This is a genomic window from Streptomyces chryseus (genome assembly GCF_014650755.1).
Taxonomy (GTDB): Bacteria; Actinomycetota; Actinomycetes; order Streptomycetales; family Streptomycetaceae; genus Streptomyces; species Streptomyces chryseus.
This window is the reverse complement of sequence record NZ_BMVO01000009.1, coordinates 134829-153847: the sequence shown is the minus strand read 5'-3', so window position 1 is coordinate 153847 and position 19019 is coordinate 134829. Positions and strand designations below refer to the sequence as shown.

Below are 19019 nucleotides of genomic sequence, written 5' to 3'. Positions count from 1 at the left end.
GTCTGTGCGTCCCGGAATCTAGGACCCGGGCTGATCGAACGTCAATGGATTGCGGTTGGATGATCGAAACTTCTATCGTTCGATCGCACTGCTTCACTGAACGCCGTGCCACACACCGCGAGGGGACCGCCGCCGTGCGCGAGAGTGCTGCTGAACGTCACGACCGACTGCTGGGCCTGGTACGGGAACGGGGCTCGGCCCGGGTCTCCGACCTCGCCGGCCTGCTGGGCGTCTCGCCCGTCACGGTGCGCCGGGACGTGGAGGAACTGGCGGGGCGGGGGCTGCTCGACCGGGTCCACGGCTCGGTGTCGTGGCCCCGGGAGCGTGGCGGCCCGGCCGCCGCGCCGGCCGGGGGCTCCGGCGGTGTGGTGCTCGGCATGCTGGCCCCCTCCGCGACGTACTACTTCGCCGAGGTCGTCCGGGGCGCGCACGAGGCCGCCGCGCGGGCCGGGGCCCGGCTGGTCCTGCGGATCTCGGACTACCGCCCCGAGGAGGACCAGGCGCGCACCGAGGGCCTGCTGGCGGCGGGCGCCGAGGGGCTGCTGGTGGCACCGGGGTGGCGGCGGCCGGGCGACCCGGCGGCGTACGGCGACTGGATCGCCTCGCTGCCCGTGCCCACCGTGCTGCTGGAGCGGCGGCCCCCGGCGGGCTCGGCGCTGGACGGCATCGACCGGGTCTGCTCGGACCACCGGCACGGAGTACTGCTGGCCGTGCGCCATCTGAGGGAGCTGGGGCACGGGGCACCGCTGCTGATGGCCCGCGACGACTCCCCGACGGCTCTGGCGGTGCGCTCGGGGTACGCGCAGGCGCTCGGCGTGCTGGGGCTGCGGGCGCCGCGGGAGGTGATCGACTCCGTACCGGCGGAGGTGAGTCCGGACCGCTTCGAGGCGGCGGTGCAGGCCCTGCGCGCGGCCGTCGCCTCCGGGGCGGCGACGGCCGCGCTGGTCCACAACGACGTGGACGCGATCCAGGTGGCGCAGCGGCTCGCGGAGCTGGGGGTGCGGGTGCCGCGGGACCTGGCGCTCGTCGCGTACGACGACGAGGTGGCGGCGCTGGCGGACACCCCGCTCACGGCGGTGGCGCCGCCCAAGCGCGAGGTGGGGCGGCAGGCGGCCGGGCTGCTTCTGGAGCGGCTCGGGCAGGCGCGGGGCGGGGACGGGCCGGAGCCGCGGCGGCACCTGGCGCTGCTTCCTCAGCTGCGCGTGCGGGCGTCCTGCGGCGCGGCGGCGGTCTGATCTTTTTTCGATCAATCGAACTTTCGCTCTTGACTTCGCTCACCGCTGGCTCAAAACTCACGGCCAACGCAATGTCGCCGCCCGTTCAGGAGCCGTGCCGTGAGCCTCAGTTGGAACAGAACGTCCCATGTCATAGTCGGCGCCGCCACCGCACTCGCCGTTCTCACGGCCTGCGGCGGCAGCGGTACGGAGGACAAGAAGTCAGCCGCCCCCGGAAGTGACGGCAAGCCCGTCTCGATCACCTTCTGGGGCTGGGCCAAGGGCTCGAAGGAGGTGGTCGACGCCTTCAACGCCTCGCAGAAGAACATCCGGGTGAAGTACGAGGAGATCCCCTCGGGCAACGCCGGCGGCTACGCCAAGATCTCCAACGCCGTGAAGGCCGGCAACGCCCCCGACCTGGTCTCCATCGAGTACCCGATGCTCCCCGAGTTCGTCAGCCAGGGCTCGGTCCAGGACATCAGCGGCCACCTCACCGATGACGTGAAAAAGAAGTTCCTGCCGCAGGCGGTCGAGCTGACGACCCTCGGCGGCAAGAACTGGGCCGTCCCCTTCGATGCCTCGCCGCAGGCCTTCTACTACCGCAAGGACCTGTTCAAGAAGTACGGCGTCGAAGTCCCCAGGACGTGGGACGAGTTCCGCGAGGCCGCCGAGAAGGTCAAGAAGGCCGACAAGAAGGCCCGCATCGGCACCTTCTTCCCCGACGACCCGTCCACGTTCCAGGCGATGGCCTGGCAGGCCGGGGCGCGGTGGTTCAAGACCGAGGGCGACACCTGGAAGGTCGACACGACCGACCCCGCGACGACGAAGGTCTCGGCGTACTGGCAGGGGCTCCTCGACGAAGGCCTCGTCCACAACAACGCCTCCTTCAGCCCCGAGTGGACCAACTCCCTCAAGAGCGGCGGCACCATCGGCTACCTCGGCGCCTCCTGGGGCGCCGGCGTCCTGACGGGCACCCTGCCGGAGCAGAGCGGCAAGTGGGCCGTCGCCCCGATGCCGTCCTGGGACGGCAAGCCGGCCAGTGGCATGCTGGGCGGCTCCACCTTCGCCGTGACCAAGGACAGCGGGAAGACCGAGGCCGCCGTCGAGTTCGCGACGTGGATGACGACCACCGAGGACGGCGTCGAGGCGCGGATCGCCTCCGGCACGTCGAGCGCCTTCCCGGCCGCGGCCGAGCTGCGCCCGGCGGCCAAGGCCGCCTTCGACGCGGGGTACTTCGGCGGCCAGGACATCTACCAGGTCTTCGAGAACGCCGGCGCGTCCATTACGCCCGGCTGGGCGTGGGGCCCGAGCACCGGCACCACCAACACCGTCATGAAGGACCGGTTCGGCAAGGTGTCCGACGGCGGCGCGACCCTCGCGGACGCGGTGAAGGCCGGGCACGAGGCGACCGTCTCCGAGCTGAAGAAGCGCGGCCTGAAGGTGGAGGGCTGAGAAGCACGTGAAGGCCCGCACCCGCACCCATGCCGCCGCCGGCGTCCTGCTGACCCCGTTCTTCGTCCTCTTCACCCTGGTGATGGTGGTGCCGGTCGGATACGCGGTCTGGCTGAGCCTCTTCACCGAGAAGCAGTCGGGACTGGGCTTCGGGGGAACGCGGACCGTCTTCAGCGGCCTCGCCAACTACACGGCGGCGCTGGGTGACCCGGCCTTCCGCGAGGGCTTCGTCGTACTCCTCGGATACTGCGTCCTCTACATCCCGCTGATGATCGGCGGAGCCCTCGCGCTCGCCCTGCTCCTCGACTCCACGCTCGCCCGCGCACGCCGCTTCTTCCAGCTCGCGCTGTTCCTGCCGCATGCCGTCCCGGGCATCATCGCGGCGCTGATCTGGGTGTACCTCTACACGCCCCAGCTCAGCCCGGTCGTCGACGCCATGGAGGCCGGCGGCGTCGGCTTCGACTTCTTCGCACCCGAGGGCGCCCTGCCCTCCGTCATCAACATCGCCCTGTGGGAATGGCTCGGCTACAACATGGTGATCTTCTACGCCGCCCTCCAGGCCGTCGACCGCTCCGTGCTCGAAGCGGCCACGGTGGACGGGGCGGGCGCCTGGCGCACCGCGTTCAGCATCAAGGTGCCGCTGATCCGCGCCTCGGTCGTGATGGTCGCGCTGTTCACGGTCATCGGCTCGCTCCAGCTGTTCACCGAGCCGCTGATCATCAACAAGGGCACCGGATCCTCCGTCACCTCCACCTGGACGCCGAACATGTACGCGTACACCGCGGCCTTCGACCGGGGCGACTACGGGCTCGCGGCAGCCGCCTCCGTGCTCCTCGCGCTCACCGCCGCGCTGCTGTCCTTCGCGGTCACCCGCTTCACCGGCCGGAAGGGGAGGAAGGCATGAGCACTCCGGCCACGATCACCGGAAGAACCACGCGCACCGGAGGAACCACGAGCAGCGCAGGAGGCACGAGCACCGGCAGCACCACGAGCACCGGCCCCCGCCCCTGGCTGTCCAGGACAGCGGTCAACGGCGCCCTCGTCCTCGCCACGCTCTACATGCTGCTCCCCCTCGTCTGGCTGGTCACCGCCGCCACCAAGGACACCGGCGGCCTGCTCGCCGGGAACGCCTTCTCCTTCGAGGACTTCAACCTCGGCGCGAACCTCTCCGCCCTGGCGACGTACGGCGACGGCGTCTACTTCCGCTGGTACCTCAACAGCCTGCTGTACGCGGGCGGCGGCGCCGCGGTCAGCTCGCTGATCAGCGTCGCCGCGGGGTACGCCTTCGACAAGTACCGCTTCCGGGGCAAGGAGAAGCTGTTCGGCGTCGTCCTGCTCGGGGTGCTGGTGCCGACCACCGCGCTCGCGCTGCCCATGTACCTGCTCGCCAGCGAAGTGGGCATCGTCAACACCTACTGGGCCGTGCTCCTGCCCGTGCTGGTCCACCCCTTCGGCGTCTACCTCGCCCGGGTCTTCAGCGCCGGCTACATCCCCGACGAGGCCCTCGAAGCCGCCCGTATCGACGGGGCCGGCGAGCTGCGCACCTTCTGGTCCATCGGTATGCGCATGATCATGCCGGGCTTCGTGACCGTGTTCCTCTTCCAGTTCACCGCGATCTGGAACAACTTCTTCCTCCCCCTGGTGATGCTCTCGGACCAGCAGCTCTTCCCGCTGAGCCTCGGCCTGTACGTGTGGAACAGCAACGCCCACGGCGAGCCGGAGTTCTACCCCATGGTCGTCACCGGCTCGCTCCTCGCCGTCGTCCCCCTGATCGTCGCCTTCGTCTCCCTCCAGCGGCACTGGAAGGCCGGGCTCACCGCCGGAAGCGTCAAGTGACCGAGCGACGCACGCCGAGCGACCGTCAAGCGACCGAAGAGGAGCCCGAGTCCCACCATGCACCACGCCACTGACAATCAGCCGTCCCTGCTTCTCGCCATGGGCCCCGGCATCGCGCAGCGCCTGTTCACCGACCGCCACCGGACCCGGCTTGCCGCGCTCGCGCGCACCGACCCGTACCTGGTGGCGCACGACCTCGCCGCCCCCGACCCGCAGGTCGCCGCCGCCCTCGCCGAGGCCGAGGTCCTCCTCACCTGCTGGGGCGCCACCCCGCTCACCGCCGAGGTCCTCGACACCGCGCCGAACCTGCGCGCCGTCGTCCACGCGGCGGGCTCCGTCAAGCACCACGTCACCCAGGCGTGCTGGGACCGCGGCATCGCCGTGACCTCGGCGGCGGCCGCCAACGCCCTGCCCGTGGCCGAGTACACGCTCGCCGCGATCCTCTTCGCCGGCAAACGCGTCCTGCACGCCGCCGCCCGCTACCGCGCCCTGCGCGCCGACCACGACTGGCGCGAGGAACTGCACGGCGCCGGGAATCACCGCCGCACCGTGGGGATCGTCGGCGCCTCGCGCATCGGCCGCCGGGTCGTCGAGCTGCTCCACCCCTTCGACCTGGACGTCCTGCTGTACGACCCGTACGTCGCCCCGCGCGAAGCCGCCGCCCTCGGCGTCGAGCTCGCGCCCCTCGACGACCTGTGCGCCCGCAGCTCGGTCGTCTCCATCCACGCCCCGCAGCTCCCGGCAACCCGCCACATGATCGGTGCGCGGCAGCTGGCCGCGATGCCGGCCGGCGCGACCCTGATCAACACCGCCCGCGGCTCCCTGGTCGACGAGGCCGCGCTGCTCCCGGAGCTCGCCTCCGGCCGCCTGCACGCCGTACTCGACGTGACACACCCGGAACTGCCGCCACCGGACTCACCGCTGTACGACCTCCCGAACGTCCTGCTGACCCCCCACATCGCGGGATCGCTCGGCGACGAGCTGCACCGCATGGCGGACCAGTCCCTTGACGAGCTGGAGCGTTACGCCGCCGGCCGGCCCTTCGCCGACCCGGTCCGGCCCGCCTCCTTGCATCATTCGGCCTGAAGACCCACAAACCGGTCACATCACTAGACTGGACCTATCTCACGAGGGTCGGGAGGCGTCATGAAATTCGTACAGATCATCGATTACAAGACCGAGCGCTCCGACGACATGAACCAGCTCATGGACCGGTGGGTCGAGCAGACCAAGGGCAAGCGGACCGCCACGCACAACATCATCGGCAAGGACCGGGCCCGGGCGAACCACTACGTCGAGATCGTCGAATTCCCCTCGCACGAGGAGGCGATGAAGAACTCGCAGCTGCCCGAGACCGACCGGATCTTCCGGGAGATGGTGGAGCTGTGCGACGGGATGCCGTCCTTCACCGACCTCGACGTGGTCCGTGACGAGCAGCTGAACGCGACGGCCGCCCGCCGGTTCTTCCACGAGGTCGCGGTCGGAGGCAACCTCGACACCATCGACGAGCTGTTCGCGTCCGACTACCGGGACCACGACATCTTCAAGGAGGAGGAGAGCACCGTCGGCGCCGACGTCATCCGCAGCGACGTGACCGGCTGGCGCGCGGCCTTCGACTTCCGCTTCGACCTCGACCGGCAGATGTCCGAGGGCGACGACGTCTGCACGCTGTGGACGTGGACCGGCACGCACAAGGGCGACTTCATGGGCATGGCGCCCACCGGCAAGCAGTGCGTCATGACCGGCACGACGGTCTTCCGCTTCCACGACGGGAAGATCGTGGAGGGCTGGTGGCACATGGACGCCCTGGGCCTGATGCGGCAGCTCGGCGCGCTCGGCTGAGCCGCGCACCCGCCGGTCCCCGCGCGTCCCACGCGCCCGTACGCGAAAGGCCCCCGCCCCCACCGCCGAGCGGTGGGAACGGGGGCCTCACACGTCGTACGACGTCAGGGGCCTCAGTGGCTGTGGCCGTGACCGCCGTGACCGGCGTCCGCCTCGTCCTCGGCCGGCTTCTCGACGACCAGGGTCTCGGTCGTGAGCAGCAGCGACGCGATGGACGCGGCGTTCTCCAGCGCGGAGCGGGTGACCTTGACCGGGTCGATGACGCCGGCCTTGACCAGGTCGCCGTACTCGCCGGTGGCGGCGTTGAAGCCGTGGCCCTTGTCGAGCTCGCTCACCTTGGCGGTGATGACGTAGCCCTCAAGGCCGGCGTTCTCGGCGATCCAGCGCAGCGGCTCGACGACGGCGCGGCGGACGACCGCGACACCGGTGGCCTCGTCGCCGGTCTTGCCCAGGCCGCCCTCCAGCACCTTGGCGGCGTGGACCAGAGCGGAGCCACCACCGGAGACGATGCCCTCCTCGACCGCGGCGCGGGTCGCGGAGATGGCGTCCTCCAGACGGTGCTTCTTCTCCTTCAGCTCCACCTCGGTGGCGGCGCCGACCTTGATCACGCACACGCCGCCGGCCAGCTTCGCGAGGCGCTCCTGGAGCTTCTCGCGGTCCCAGTCGGAGTCCGTGGACTCGATCTCGGCCTTGATCTGGTTGACGCGGCCGACGACCTCGTCGCCGTTGCCGCCGCCGTCGACGATCGTCGTGTCGTCCTTGGTGACGGTCACGCGGCGGGCGGTGCCCAGCACGTCGAGACCTGCCTGGTCGAGCTTGAGGCCGACCTCTTCGGCGATGACGGTCGCACCGGTGAGGGTGGCGATGTCGCCGAGCATGGCCTTGCGGCGGTCACCGAAGCCGGGGGCCTTCACCGCGACGGCGTTGAAGGTGCCACGGATCTTGTTGACGACCAGGGTCGACAGGGCCTCGCCCTCGACGTCCTCGGCGATGATCAGCAGCGGCTTGGAGGCGCCGGCCTGGATGACCTTCTCCAGCAGCGGCAGCATGTCCTGGATCGAGCCGATCTTGCCCTGGTGGATCAGGATGTACGGGTCGTCGAGGACGGCCTCCATACGCTCCTGGTCGGTCACCATGTACGGCGACAGGTAGCCCTTGTCGAAGGCCATGCCCTCGGTGAAGTCGAGCTCCAGGCCGAAGGTGTTGGACTCCTCGACGGTGATGACACCGTCCTTGCCGACCTTGTCCATCGCCTCGGCGATGAGCTCGCCGACCTGCGAGTCCTGGGCGGAGAGCCCGGCCACGGCGGCGATGTCGGACTTGTCCTCGATCGGGCGGGCGTTCGCGAGGAGGTCCTCGGAGATCGCCTTGACCGCGGCGTCGATGCCCTTCTTCAGGGCGGCCGGGGATGCACCGGCGGCGACGTTGCGCAGGCCCTCGCGGACGAGCGCCTGGGCCAGCACGGTGGCGGTGGTGGTGCCGTCACCCGCGATGTCGTTGGTCTTGGTCGCCACCTCCTTCACGAGCTGGGCGCCGAGGTTCTCGTACGGGTCGTCGAGCTCGACCTCACGCGCGATCGTGACACCGTCGTTGGTGATGGTGGGGGCGCCGAACTTCTTGTCGATGACGACGTTGCGGCCCTTGGGGCCGATCGTCACCTTCACCGTGTCGGCAAGCTTGTTGACGCCGCGCTCGAGGGCACGACGGGCGTCCTCGTCGAACTTCAGAATCTTCGCCATGGAGCTTCTCTGTCCTCTCAAACGAAATGCGCCCCGGGCCGCCCGGCAATCGCTGGGGGCCAGGGGCGCAGATCAAAAGCAATCTTCGGGCGAACTACTTCTCGATGATCGCGAGCACGTCGCGAGCCGAGAGGACGAGGTACTCCTCGCCGTTGTACTTCACCTCGGTGCCGCCGTACTTGCTGTACAGCACGACGTCGCCGACGGCCACGTCGAGCGGAAGGCGCTTGCCGTCCTCGAAGCGGCCCGGGCCCACGGCCAGGACGACGCCCTCCTGGGGCTTCTCCTTGGCGGTGTCCGGAATGACCAGGCCAGAGGCCGTGGTCTGCTCGGCGTCGAGCGGCTGGACCACAATGCGGTCCTCAAGCGGCTTGATGGCAACCTTGGAGCTGGTGGTCGTCACGGTCCGGTCTCCCCCTTCGGAGATCTCACGGGGTTAACTGATGTGGGGTGGCGACCAGGTGGATCCGTCGTCGCGGGTGCCGGACCTGCCCGTCGCTACTGTTGGCACTCCCCAGTGGAGAGTGCCAACGCCGAGACTATGACGCGGTTAGCACTCGGTCAAGCGGAGTGCCAATCCAACGCGGCCGGACGTGTTGACGAGCGGGGCGCGCGGCGGGCGTGCGGGGGTCAGAGATAGTCCTCCAGGCGGGCCACGGCGAACCCCTGTTCCTGGATGCGCCGCAGCATCCGCGCCGTCATCTCGGTGATCGTCGCGCCCTTGAGTTCGCCGGGTCCCCGGAAGTGCGCGAGCACGATCTCGCCCGGCCGCAGCCGGTCACCGTGCGCGTACCGCAGGTCGTTGATCTGCATCGACGCCCCCCACAGCACCACCGCCCGCGCCCCGCAGTCGCCCGCCGCCCGCAGCGTCTGGTTGTTGTACGCGCCGTACGGCGGCCGGAAGAGCCGGGGCCTGGCCCCGAAGCGGGCCTCCAGGCGGTCCTGCTGTCCGCAGATCTGGGCGCGCTGGCCGGCGTACGGCAGGCCGGGCAGGTACGGATGGTCGACGGTGTGGTTCTGCACCGTGCTGAGACCGCCGCCCGCCCGCCTCAGCCGGTCGAAGTGGTCGTACCCGGGCGACGCGACGCTGTCGGTCAGGAACATGCTGATGGGCAGGTTCAGCTCGTCGACCATGCGCACGAAGGCGGGGTCCCGCTCGGCGCCGTCGTCGAAGGTGAGGAAGACGACCCTGTCGCGGGTCGGCACGCGGTCGACGACGAAGGGGCGGGCCGGTTTGCGGGCCGGGGGCGGCGGCGCGGCGGGGAGCGGCACCCGCAGCCCCCACCGCGCGTACGCCGCGGCCCTTGGGGCGGGCGGGGCGTGCGCCGCGAGCGCTTGGCCTCCCGCGTCGCGCACCTTGGGGGCGACGCTGCGGACGGCCTTCCTGCCCAGCCGCTCGATCGGGTCCACGGACTGGGCGCAGCCGGTGAGCGTCAGCGCACCGGCCGTCAGCAGCCCGGCCGCCAGCCGGTGCGCGCGCCTCACAGGTAGTCCTCCAGCCGGGCGACGGCGTACCCCTTGGCGGTGACCGTCTTCATGACCCGGCGGATCATGTCCGGCATGGTGCCCTTCCAGTCCTCCTTGCCCCGGAAGTGCGTGAGGATGATGTCGCCGGGATGCAGGTCGCGGTCCCACTCCCGCCACTCCATCCGGTCCGGGAACGCCTCGGCGGCCCACAGCGGCACGGCCTTGATGCCGCAGGAGCGGGCCGCGCGCAGGGTGTCGGCGTTGTAGTTGCCGTACGGCGGCCGGAAGAGCCGGGGCCGCTTGCCGTACCGCTTCTGGATGACGTCCTGCATGCCGCAGATCTCGCGCTTCTGCTGGGCGTACGAGAGGCCCGGCATGTAGCGGTGGTTGAGGGTGTGGTTGTGCAGGGACACACCCCGGCCCTGCATGCGCGCGAAGTAGCCGTAGTTCTCGCGCACCAGGTAGTCGCTGAGGAAGGCGCTGTACGGGATGCCCAGCTCGGTCATCATCTTCAGCAGCCTCGGGTCCTTCTCCGCGCCGTCGTCCATCGTCAGGAAGACGACCCGCTTCTTGACCGGGACGGTGGTGAAGACCGGCGGCAGCCCCGGGCCCGCGCTGAAGCCCTTGCGGGTGGCGATCCTCGGCTTCACGGCGGGTGGCGGGGGCGCGGCGAGCGGGGGCCGCGCGAGCCCCCACTTCTTGGCGGCGGCGACGCGCAGGGTCTGGGCGCGCCGCAGCCGTTCGGCGTGTTGGGCCAGGTCGCGGGCGGGGCCCTGCCGGTACTCCTGCTGCTGGCCGGCGGCGGGCGGGGCGGGCGCCGGGCGCCGCTCGGCGGCGGGGGTGGCGCAGGCGGCGGCGAGGGAGGCGGCCAGCAGGACGCCGAGCCCCGCCACGTACCCCTTGCCAGTCTTTTTTACCTTTTGTCGTACTAGTCGCATGGCGCCGCATACTGCCAGCGCGTGCCCCCGGATCCCGGCCGACACCCGTGCCGGCGACGGACCGTCCCCCGGGTGGCCGACGCCGGCGCCGGGGCGTCAGCCGTACGTCGCGGCCCCTTCCGGCTCGCTCTCGCCGAAGCCGCGCGGCAGCTCCCACGCCCGCCGTCGGACGGCGGCCCGCCGCTGACAGGGAGAATGGTGCGTGTGGATCTCGACTCCTTCTCCGCCCTGCTGACCGACGAGGGCCAACTGCTGCTCGCCCTCCTGCGCGACCACGACCCCGCGCGGGAGCTGGCGACCGCGACCCGGCTGCGCCGTGACCACCCCGCCGCACTCGTGTCGGCGGCCCTCGGGCAGGCGCGGCTGCGGCAGCGGGCGGTGGCGAAGTTCGGCGCCGAGGACGCGTACCGGATGTACTTCACCCCGAACGGCGTCGAGCAGGCCACCCGCACGACGGTCGCGACCTACCGCGCCGGACGCTTCGCCGCCCTCGGCGTACGGAGCGTCGCCGACCTGTGCTGCGGCATCGGCGGCGACGCGATCGCGCTGGCCCGCGCCGGTGTCCGGGTGCTCGCGGTCGACCGCGACCCGCTGACGGCGGAGGTGGCCCGCGCCAACGCGGAGGTGCTCGGCCTGTCCGCGCTCGTCGAGGTCCGCTGCGCCGACGTGACCGGCGTCGACACCTCCGCGTACGACGCGGTGTTCGTCGACCCGGCGCGCCGCGGCGGCCGGGGCCGGATCTTCGACCCCGAGGCGTACTCGCCGCCGCTGTCCTGGGCGATCGAGGCAGCCCGTACGTCCGCGCACGCGGCGCTCAAGATCGCGCCGGGGGTCCCCCACGAGGCGGTGCCCGACGACGCCGAGGCGGAGTGGATCTCGGACGGCGGGGACGTGAAGGAGGCGGTGTTCTGGTTCGGCACCGCCCCCGGGGCGGTCCGCGCCACCCTGCTCCCCGGCCCCCGCACGCTGGTCGGCGCCGGCCTGCCGGACCCGGAGCCGGGCGAGGTCGGGCGCTACCTGTACGAGCCGGACGGCGCGGTCGTCCGCTCGCACCTGGTGGCGGACGTGGCACGGGAGGTGGGCGGCCGGCTGATCGACGAGACGATCGCGTACATCACGTCGGACGCGCTGCACGCGACCCCGTATGCCACGGCGTACGAGATCACGGACCGGCTGCCCTTCGGCCTGAAGAAGCTCAAGGCGCTGCTGCGGGAGCGGGGGGTCGGCGTCCTGACGGTGAAGAAGCGCGGCTCGGCGATCGAGCCGGAGGAGCTGCGGCGCAAGATGAAGCTGTCGGGGCCGCACTCGGCCACGGTCTTCCTCACCCGGGTCGCGGGCGCCCCGACGATGCTGATCGGCCACCCCGCGGCGTAACGCCGCCCTGCGGGACCCCTCCCGCACCCGCCCCGCGCACCGCCGCGCCCTCGTGTCAGCCCTTCGCCCCGCCCGCCGGACCCACCCGCACCGCCCACCGGTAGTGCCCCACGGCCTTCGCCGCGCCGATCAGGCCCGCCACCCACAGGATGACGCCGAGCCCGATGAAGAAGACCGCGTCCGCGTACGTGTCGGAGCCGGGCCGGGCGGTCAGCGCGAAGCCAAGCGACGACCACAGCCCGAGCCCGCACCCCACGACGGACGAGAGCAGCCACGCGAGGCTGAGCCCGGGAACGCGCCACGGGGCGGCGGAGAAGCCGTGGTCCCGCCCGACCCGCGCCCAGCCCACCAGCAACTGACGGACCGTACGGTCGCGGCGCACCCCCATGCCGAGGAAGATCCAGCAGGTCACGACGCCCCCGAGCCCGAGCGCGCCGAAGGCCGCGACGAACACGGCGGTCAGCGGGTCGCCCGGCCCCTCGAACGCCCGCAGGGCCGCTCCGACCGTCCCCCACCCGAGCACGGCGCCGCCCACCAGCAGCCAGAACCGCACCAGCCGGCCGGGGCCGAGCCCGCGTGCGGTCAGCTCGTCCAGGGCCCGTGCCCGGTCGGCGCGCATCGCCTCGGGTCCGGGCCAGACGCGCAGGTGCTCGGGCGGCGGGGGCGGGGGAAGCGGCGTACGGCGAGGCATGAGCACGACAGTACCCAGAGCCCGCCGGGCCGATCAGGCCACGTCCACCGACTCGAAGCGCCAGCGGTGGACCGCCCGCGTGATCAAGTCCGCCTCGGGTTCCGGAAGTTCCGGCAGGTCGGCGTTGAACTCAGCGTCCCACCAGGTCAGTACGAGCACGCGGTCCTGCGGCGCCCGCAGGATCTCCGTGCGCACCGGCTCCGCCGCCAGGATCCGCGCCCGCGCCCGGGCCCACTCCAGCAGTTCCGCGCCCCGGCCCTCGACCGCGCGGGCCTCCCACATCAGGGCGACGGTCATGAGTAGAGGTTGTCCTTGCTCATCTCGTGCACGTGGTCGTGGTCGTGCGTGTGACCGTGCCCGGTGCCCGGTACGTGCGGCTCGGTGACCGGCAGCGAGGAGTCCGCCGACAGGTCCCAGTCCGACGCCGCCCGGCCCCGCGCGACCATCTCCGCGCCGAGGGCCGCCACCATCGCCCCGTTGTCCGTGCACAGCCCCGGCCTCGGCACCCGCAGCCGGATGCCGGCCCGCTCGCACCGCTCCTGCGCGAGCGCCCGCAGCCGCGAATTGGCCGCCACACCGCCGCCGATCATCAGATGGTCGACGCCCTCGTCCTTGCACGCCCGTACCGCCTTGCGGGTCAGCACGTCGACGACCGCCTCCTGGAAGGACGCCGCCACGTCCCGTACCGGAACCTCCTCGCCCGCGCTGCGCTTGGCCTCGATCCAGCGCGCCACCGACGTCTTGAGGCCCGAGAAGGAGAAGTCGTACGCCGCGTCGCGCGGGCCGGTCAGGCCGCGCGGGAAGGCGATCGCCTTCGGGTCGCCCTCGCGCGCGAGCCGGTCGATGACGGGACCGCCGGGGAAGCCCAGGTCCAGTACGCGCGCGATCTTGTCGAACGCCTCGCCCGCCGCGTCGTCGATGGTCGCGCCCATCGGCCGTACGTCGTTGGTGATGTCCGGCGCGAGCAGCAGCGACGAGTGCCCGCCGCTGACCAGCAGCGCCATCGTGGGCTCGGGCAGCGGGCCGTGCTCCAGCTGGTCGACGCAGATGTGCGACGCCAGGTGGTTCACGCCGTACAGCGGCTTGCCCAGCGCGTACGCGTACGCCTTCGCCGCGGAGACGCCCACCAGCAGCGCCCCGGCGAGCCCGGGGCCCGCCGTCACCGCGATGCCGTCCAGGTCGGAGGCGGCGACGCCGGCCTGCTTCAGCGCCCGCTCGATGGTGGGAACCATCGCTTCCAGGTGGGCGCGGGACGCGACCTCCGGCACCACACCGCCGAAGCGGGCGTGCTCGTCGACGCTCGACGCGATGGCGTCGGCGAGCAGGGTCGTACCGCGCACGACGCCGACGCCGGTCTCGTCGCAGGAGGTCTCGATGCCGAGGACGAGCGGTTCGTCAGCCATGGTGATTCTCGGTTTCTCGTACGGAGGGCGCGGGGTTCGCCGGGTCGGTCGTCGTCGTCAGCCGCATCACGAGCGCGTCGATGTTGCCCGGCTGGTAGTAGCCGCGCCGGAAGCCGATCGGCTCGAAGCCGAAGCGCTCGTACAGCTTCTGCGCGCGGGTGTTGTCGACGCGCACTTCGAGGAGCACCTCGGCGCATTCGAAGGCGGTCGCGTGCCCCAGCAGATCGGTGAGCAGCCGGGCCCCGAGTCCGGTCCCCCACTGGTCCTTGGAGACGGCGATGGTCTGTACGTCGCCCTGCTCCCCGGCGGCGGCCAGGCCCGCGTACCCGACGATCCGGCCCGCCTCCTCGGCCACCACGTACCGGCGGGTGGCCTGCGGCCCGCGCGCGTGGGCGAGTTCGGACCAGAACATGCCGGGCGACCAGGCGTCCTCGGGGAACAGCTCGCGTTCGAGTTCGAGCACCGGGTCGATGTCCCACCAGCGCATTTCTCTCAGGCAAGCGGTCACTGGGGAGTGACCACCTTGTAGTTCTTGGGGACCTGGGCGTCGGGCCGGCGCAGGTACAGCGGCAGCGGCGGCAGGAAGGGCTCCCCCGCCGCGAGCTTCTCGGCGGCGAGCGACGCCAGCGCGCCCGCCGACTGGTGCTCGGGCCCGCGCGCGTCCCCGAACGCCTCGGGGTAGAGAAGCGCCCCGGAGCCGACCACCGGGAGGCCCGCGAGCTGCTCCGCGATGTCGGCGGGCCGGTCGACTGCGGGCTCGGACACACGGGTGCGGGCGTCGTCGTAGCGCGCCCAGTAGACCTCCTTGCGGCGGGCGTCGGTGGCCACCGCGAAGGGGCCGGTGAGCCCGGCGGCGTACGCCAGTCCGTCCAGGGTGCACAGGCCGTGGACCGGCACTCCGAGCACGAGGCCGAAGGTCTCGGCCGTCGCGAGCCCGACGCGCAGTCCGGTGTACGGACCGGGGCCGACGCCCACGACGACACCGGTCACGGCGTCGAGTTTCAGGCCCGCCCGGGCGAGCACGCGGTCGACCGTGGGCAGCAGCAGCTCCCCGTGGCGGCGGGCGTCGACCTGGCCGGCCTCGGCGATGACGGAGTCACCGTCGTGGAGGGCGACGGTGACGGCTGGGGTGGCGGTATCAACGGCGAGCAGGAGCACACAAACAGCCTACGGCCCGCGCGGAGGGAGCACGGCGTCCCCCGCCCCTGTCGGCCCCTGCGCTACCGTCACCCCAAACACGCGAGCGGTACGGACACGAGGTGGAGCAAGGTGGCAAGGAGCAGCTCGGGAATGGTGGCCGGGCTCACCGCGGCGGCCGTGGCGGCGGTCGCCTTCCTCGCCTACCAGGCGTCGGCGAATGCCCCCTCCCCCGCCCAGCTCGCCGAACCCCGGGCCGGCAAGGCCCCCGCGGCGCACGCCACGCACCCGCCCAAGGCGCCGGCGAAGAAGGACGCCCTCGCGGTGCCGGCCCAGTCGGGCACGGGCACGCGGGTGGTGTACGCGCTGGCCGAGCGACGGGTGTGGCTGGTGGACGGGAACGGCCGGGCCACCCGGACGTTCCGGGTGGCGCCGAGCACGGTCAGTCCGCCGCCGGGTTCCTACGCGGTGGGCTCGCGTTCGGGACTCATCACCGGCTCCGACGGGGTGCAGGTGGAGCACGTCGTACGGTTCACGACGGTCGAGGGCGTGCCGATCGGCTTCAGCGCGGCGGTGGACGGCTCGATGCGGACCCCGGACCCGCGGAACAAGACCGGCGGCGTCCGCATGCAGCGGCCCGACGGCGACGCGCTGTGGAGCTTCGCGACGGTCGGGGTGAAGGTCGTCGTCGTCCCGTAGATACGCTCGTACGAGCTACGGCGCCGCTGGTCTACGCGGCGTCGCGCCGCTGCGCGGGTTCCTCGGCCGGGGCCCCGGACGCCTCGCCCTCCTGCGGCTTCTCTCTCGGCGGCGTGGAGACGGCTGTGGCCGCCACGCACGAGGCGAGCAGGTCGCGCATGGAGAGCGGCGGGGTCACTTCTCGTTCTGAAGCCGGCATGGATGCCTCCTGGGCTCCGGTTGAGCAGGCGTGGTTAGGTAGACCTAACCAGGTCTCGGTATCCATGTGACCACGCCCGGCCTCACCGGCGCAACATCTTGCCGACGTCTTGTCGGAACGTACGGACGTCAGGCGCCCAGCGCGGCCAGGTCCTCGCCGGCCCACCGGGCCCCGATCCCGCTCACCGTCACCCGGCGCACGTCGTCGTCGGCGTCCCCCACGGCCCGGTGGATCACCACGTGGAGCCGGTCGTCGGACAGCTCCTCGACCTTCCCTTCGCCCCACTCCACCACGACCACGGAGTCCGGCAGCGAGACGTCGAGGTCGAGGTCCTCCATCTCGTCGAGCCCGCCGCCCAGCCGGTACGCGTCGACGTGCACGAGGGCGGGCCCGCCGGTCAGCGGGGGGTGGACGCGGGCGATGACGAACGTCGGCGACGTCACGGCGCCGCGCACCCCCAGGCCCTCGCCGAGGCCACGGGTCAGCGTCGTCTTGCCCGCCCCGAGCTCACCGGTGAGCATCACCAGGTCACCGGGGCGCAGCAGCTTCGCGAGCCGGCGCCCGAACTCCTGCATCAGGTCGGGCGAGTGGACGGTGAGGACGGCGGTGACGTCAGCCGCCGGGCTGTGCGGTGCTTCCATACGTCCCAACGTTAGCGTCTGCCGGTACGGCGCCCACCCGCGCCAGCAGGTCCGCGAGCCGGTCGGTGACCACCTCGGGGTGCTCCAGCATGACCAGGTGGCCGGCGTCCGGCACTATCACCAGCTCGGCGTCCGGCAGCAGACGGGCGATGCCCTCGCTGTGCTCACTGGGCGTCACGAGGTCCTTGTCGCCCGCGAGCACCAGCACCGGAACCTCCGCGAAGATCTCCAGCGCCTCGGCCTTGTCGTGGTCGGTGAACGCCGGGTAGAACTCCGCGACCACGTCGATCGGCGTTCCCTCGATCAGCCGCTCCGCGAACCGCGCGACGGCCGGGTCGACGTCCCTCGAACCGAACGAGTACCGCTTGATGAGACCGGCGAACAGGTCCGCGGTGGCCCGCCGCCCGCGTTCGACGATCTCCGCCTGCGTGCCGAGGGCGCGCAGCACGCGGGGCAGGACCCGGCGCACGGCGTTCACGCCGGCCACCGGCAGACCGAAGTTGACCTCGCCGAGGTTCCCCGACGACGTACCGACGAACACGGCGCCGACGACCCGCTCGCGGATGAGCTCGGGGTACTGGTCGGCCAGGGCCATCACCGTCATGCCGCCCATCGAGTGCCCCACCAGCACCAGCGGGCCCTTGGGCGCGGCGGCGTCGATCACGGCCTTCAGGTCGCGCCCCAGCTGCTCGATGTCGACCGCGACACCACGGGCCTGGGCGGCGCCGCGATCCGAACGCCCGTGACTGCGCTGGTCCCAGTGGACGGTCCGTACGACGCCCCGCAGCGCCGCCCGCTGGAAGTGCCACGAGTCCTGGCTGAGGCAGAAGCCGTGGCTGAAGACGACGGTGACCGGCGCCGGGGTCCTGCGCCCGAAGAGCCGGCGCCGGCGCGGTCCCGACGAGCCGCCGTCCGACTCCACCTCGTCCACTTCGTAGTAGATCTCGGTCCCGTCGTCCGCGAGGGCCTGCCCCGGCATGCCGCGCAGAGCGCCGTACGGCCCGACGGCGTCCAGCGCCAGCCGCGCCTTCTTCCGCATGCCCCGGCCGACGGTCATCCGCTCCAGGGCGACCCCGGCCGCCGCGCCCGCCGCGACCACACCTATCGCGGCGCCGGCCACACCCGCCCGGCGCCAGTTGCCGACGGCGGAGGTGGCGACCTCGGCCGCCACCTCCGCCACGCCGGGCGCGCTGCTCTCGCTCACGGTGCCGCTCTCCTAGCTGTCGGGACTGCCGGGTTCCTCATCCACATAGACGCGTGGTACCCGCGATCCGATGCGAGTGACAATCTCGTACGCGATCGTGTCCGCCGCCCGCGCCCAGTCCTCGGCAGTCGGCTCGCCCCGGTCGCCGGGCCCGAACAGCACGGCCTCGTCCCCCGGCTCCACCACGTCCTCCCCGAGGTCGACCACGAACTGGTCCATGGCGACCCGCCCGGCCACCCGCCGCCACGTGCCGCCGACGAGCACGGGGCCGGTGCCGGACGCGTGGCGCGGCACACCGTCGGCGTACCCGACGGGGATCAGCCCGAGGTTCGTCTCCGCCGGTGTCACGTAGTGGTGCCCGTAGCTGACGCCGTGCCCCTGCGGCACCCGCTTGACCAGGGCCACGGAGGCGGCGAGCGTCATGACGGGCCGCAGCCCGAAGTCGGCGGGCGTGCCGAGCTCCGGACTCGGGGAGACGCCGTACATGGCGATGCCGGTCCGTACGAGATCGAAGTGCGACGCGGGCAGGGTCAGCGTCGCGGGCGAGTTGGCGATGTGCCGGACCTCGGGCTCGGCCCCGGCCTTCTCCGCGTGCTCGACCATGTCGTGGAAGACGGCCAGCTGAGCGTCGATCGAGGGATGCCCGGGCTCGTCCGCGCAGGCGAAGTGCGACCAGAGCCCGGTCACCTTGACGGCGTCCGGCGCCTCCAGGGCCCGGCGCACCAGCTCCGGCCAGTCGGCCGGCTGGCATCCGTTGCGTCCGAGTCCGGTGTCCGCCTTGAGCTGGACGCGCGCCACCCGCCCCGCCGCCCGCGCGGCGGCGGTCACTTCCTCCAGGGCCCACATCCCGCTCACGGACACGTCGATGCCCGCCTCGACCGCCTCGCGCCAGGGCCCGCCGGGGGTCCACAGCCAGCACATCAGCGGCCCGTCGAACCCGGCGGCGCGCAGCGCCAGCGCCTCGTCCGGGGTGGCGGTCCCCAGCCAGGTCGCCCCGGCGTCGAGGGCCGCGCGGGCGCAGCGCACGGCTCCGTGTCCGTACGCGTCGGACTTCACCACGGCCATCAGCTGGGCGCCCGCCGCGCGCGCACGCAAGGCCCGCACGTTGGCTCGCAGGGCCGCCAGGTCGATCTCGGCGCGGGCGCGCATGGGGGTATGGGTCATCGCGGTCATCGCGCCAAGT

General features: G+C 72.2%; 21 protein-coding genes. 8 read left to right on the top strand and 13 right to left on the bottom strand.

Annotated elements, in window-relative coordinates; all coding sequences use genetic code 11:
* Nucleotides 1-134: 134 nt before the first annotated feature.
* The 6 genes from IE185_RS16670 to IE185_RS16645 all read left to right on the top strand — a co-directional run bounded on the left by IE185_RS16670 (nt 135) and on the right by IE185_RS16645 (nt 6344).
* Nucleotides 135-1235 carry a substrate-binding domain-containing protein gene (locus tag IE185_RS16670; protein WP_138896881.1) on the top strand — a complete coding sequence of 367 codons (1101 nt, stop codon included), beginning with the start codon at nt 135-137 and terminating at the stop codon, nt 1233-1235.
* A 99-nt stretch (nt 1236-1334) separates the two neighbouring features.
* Nucleotides 1335-2666 carry an ABC transporter substrate-binding protein gene (locus IE185_RS16665; protein WP_138896882.1) on the top strand — a complete coding sequence of 444 codons (1332 nt, stop codon included), beginning with the start codon at nt 1335-1337 and terminating at the stop codon, nt 2664-2666.
* 7 nt (nt 2667-2673) lie between these two features.
* The gene (locus tag IE185_RS16660; RefSeq protein WP_138896883.1) at nt 2674-3570 is read left to right on the top strand and encodes a carbohydrate ABC transporter permease; all 897 of its coding nucleotides are present in this window, start codon (nt 2674-2676) and stop codon (nt 3568-3570) included.
* Entirely contained in the window at nt 3567-4502 is a 936-nt protein-coding gene (locus IE185_RS16655; protein ID WP_138896884.1) for a carbohydrate ABC transporter permease, read from the top strand. The genes IE185_RS16660 and IE185_RS16655 overlap by 4 nt, the downstream gene beginning before the upstream one ends.
* Nucleotides 4503-4559: 57 nt before the next feature.
* The gene (locus tag IE185_RS16650) at nt 4560-5588 is read left to right on the top strand and encodes a hydroxyacid dehydrogenase (RefSeq protein ID WP_138896885.1); all 1029 of its coding nucleotides are present in this window, start codon (nt 4560-4562) and stop codon (nt 5586-5588) included.
* A 60-nt stretch (nt 5589-5648) separates the two neighbouring features.
* Nucleotides 5649-6344, top strand: a complete 696-nt coding sequence (locus tag IE185_RS16645) for an ester cyclase (RefSeq protein WP_138896886.1) — start codon at nt 5649-5651, stop codon at nt 6342-6344.
* A 113-nt stretch (nt 6345-6457) separates the two neighbouring features.
* On the opposite strand, the gene groL is transcribed toward IE185_RS16645, so the two are convergent.
* The 4 genes from groL to IE185_RS16625 form a co-directional block, all read right to left on the bottom strand.
* Nucleotides 6458-8083, bottom strand: coding sequence for a chaperonin GroEL (gene groL, locus IE185_RS16640; RefSeq protein WP_138896887.1), 1626 nt, complete (start codon nt 8081-8083; stop codon nt 6458-6460).
* A gap of 94 nt (nt 8084-8177) precedes the next feature.
* A complete protein-coding gene (gene groES / locus IE185_RS16635) occupies nt 8178-8486 on the bottom strand; it encodes a co-chaperone GroES (RefSeq protein WP_138896888.1) in 309 nt (102 codons plus the stop codon).
* A 227-nt stretch (nt 8487-8713) separates the two neighbouring features.
* Nucleotides 8714-9568, bottom strand: a complete 855-nt coding sequence (locus IE185_RS16630; protein ID WP_189715409.1) for a polysaccharide deacetylase family protein — start codon at nt 9566-9568, stop codon at nt 8714-8716.
* Nucleotides 9565-10488, bottom strand: coding sequence for a polysaccharide deacetylase family protein (locus IE185_RS16625; protein WP_189715406.1), 924 nt, complete (start codon nt 10486-10488; stop codon nt 9565-9567). Before IE185_RS16625 ends, IE185_RS16630 begins: the two co-directional genes overlap by 4 nt.
* Before the next feature lie 195 nt (nt 10489-10683).
* Here IE185_RS16625 and IE185_RS16620 point away from each other — a divergent pair, with 195 nt between their 5' ends.
* The gene (locus tag IE185_RS16620; protein WP_138909876.1) at nt 10684-11862 is read left to right on the top strand and encodes a THUMP-like domain-containing protein; all 1179 of its coding nucleotides are present in this window, start codon (nt 10684-10686) and stop codon (nt 11860-11862) included.
* 55 nt (nt 11863-11917) lie between these two features.
* Here IE185_RS16620 and IE185_RS16615 read toward each other — a convergent pair whose 3' ends face one another.
* Genes IE185_RS16615 through tsaB form a run of 5 tightly spaced genes read right to left on the bottom strand, consistent with a single transcriptional unit; the run spans nt 11918 to nt 15114 of the window.
* Nucleotides 11918-12553 (bottom strand): hypothetical protein, encoded by a 636-nt coding sequence (locus IE185_RS16615; RefSeq protein ID WP_229843547.1) that lies wholly within the window; start codon nt 12551-12553, stop codon nt 11918-11920.
* A gap of 33 nt (nt 12554-12586) precedes the next feature.
* Nucleotides 12587-12850: a hypothetical protein gene (locus tag IE185_RS16610; RefSeq protein ID WP_138899048.1), complete on the bottom strand. Its 264-nt coding sequence runs from the start codon at nt 12848-12850 to the stop codon at nt 12587-12589.
* Entirely contained in the window at nt 12847-13956 is a 1110-nt protein-coding gene (gene tsaD / locus IE185_RS16605) for a tRNA (adenosine(37)-N6)-threonylcarbamoyltransferase complex transferase subunit TsaD (protein ID WP_138899049.1), read from the bottom strand. Before tsaD ends, IE185_RS16610 begins: the two co-directional genes overlap by 4 nt.
* Entirely contained in the window at nt 13949-14443 is a 495-nt protein-coding gene (rimI, locus tag IE185_RS16600) for a ribosomal protein S18-alanine N-acetyltransferase (protein ID WP_138899051.1), read from the bottom strand. Before rimI ends, tsaD begins: the two co-directional genes overlap by 8 nt.
* A gap of 17 nt (nt 14444-14460) precedes the next feature.
* Complete coding sequence (gene tsaB / locus IE185_RS16595; protein WP_138899050.1) at nt 14461-15114, bottom strand: tRNA (adenosine(37)-N6)-threonylcarbamoyltransferase complex dimerization subunit type 1 TsaB; 654 nt, start codon at nt 15112-15114, stop codon at nt 14461-14463.
* A 111-nt stretch (nt 15115-15225) separates the two neighbouring features.
* Between tsaB and IE185_RS16590 the strand changes: the two genes are divergently transcribed.
* The gene (locus tag IE185_RS16590) at nt 15226-15792 is read left to right on the top strand and encodes a hypothetical protein (protein WP_373303731.1); all 567 of its coding nucleotides are present in this window, start codon (nt 15226-15228) and stop codon (nt 15790-15792) included.
* A 31-nt stretch (nt 15793-15823) separates the two neighbouring features.
* Here the strand turns inward: IE185_RS16590 and IE185_RS16585 are convergent, their stop codons facing one another.
* The 4 genes from IE185_RS16585 to alr form a co-directional block, all read right to left on the bottom strand.
* Nucleotides 15824-15991 carry a hypothetical protein gene (locus tag IE185_RS16585; RefSeq protein WP_167519094.1) on the bottom strand — a complete coding sequence of 56 codons (168 nt, stop codon included), beginning with the start codon at nt 15989-15991 and terminating at the stop codon, nt 15824-15826.
* A gap of 128 nt (nt 15992-16119) precedes the next feature.
* On the bottom strand, nt 16120-16632 hold the full coding sequence (tsaE, locus tag IE185_RS16580; RefSeq protein WP_138898811.1) for a tRNA (adenosine(37)-N6)-threonylcarbamoyltransferase complex ATPase subunit type 1 TsaE: 513 nt from the start codon (nt 16630-16632) through the stop codon (nt 16120-16122).
* Nucleotides 16604-17836 carry an alpha/beta fold hydrolase gene (locus tag IE185_RS16575; protein WP_138898810.1) on the bottom strand — a complete coding sequence of 411 codons (1233 nt, stop codon included), beginning with the start codon at nt 17834-17836 and terminating at the stop codon, nt 16604-16606. Before IE185_RS16575 ends, tsaE begins: the two co-directional genes overlap by 29 nt.
* A 12-nt stretch (nt 17837-17848) precedes the next feature.
* A complete protein-coding gene (alr, locus tag IE185_RS16570; RefSeq protein ID WP_229843546.1) occupies nt 17849-19009 on the bottom strand; it encodes an alanine racemase in 1161 nt (386 codons plus the stop codon).
* Nucleotides 19010-19019 lie beyond the last annotated feature (10 nt).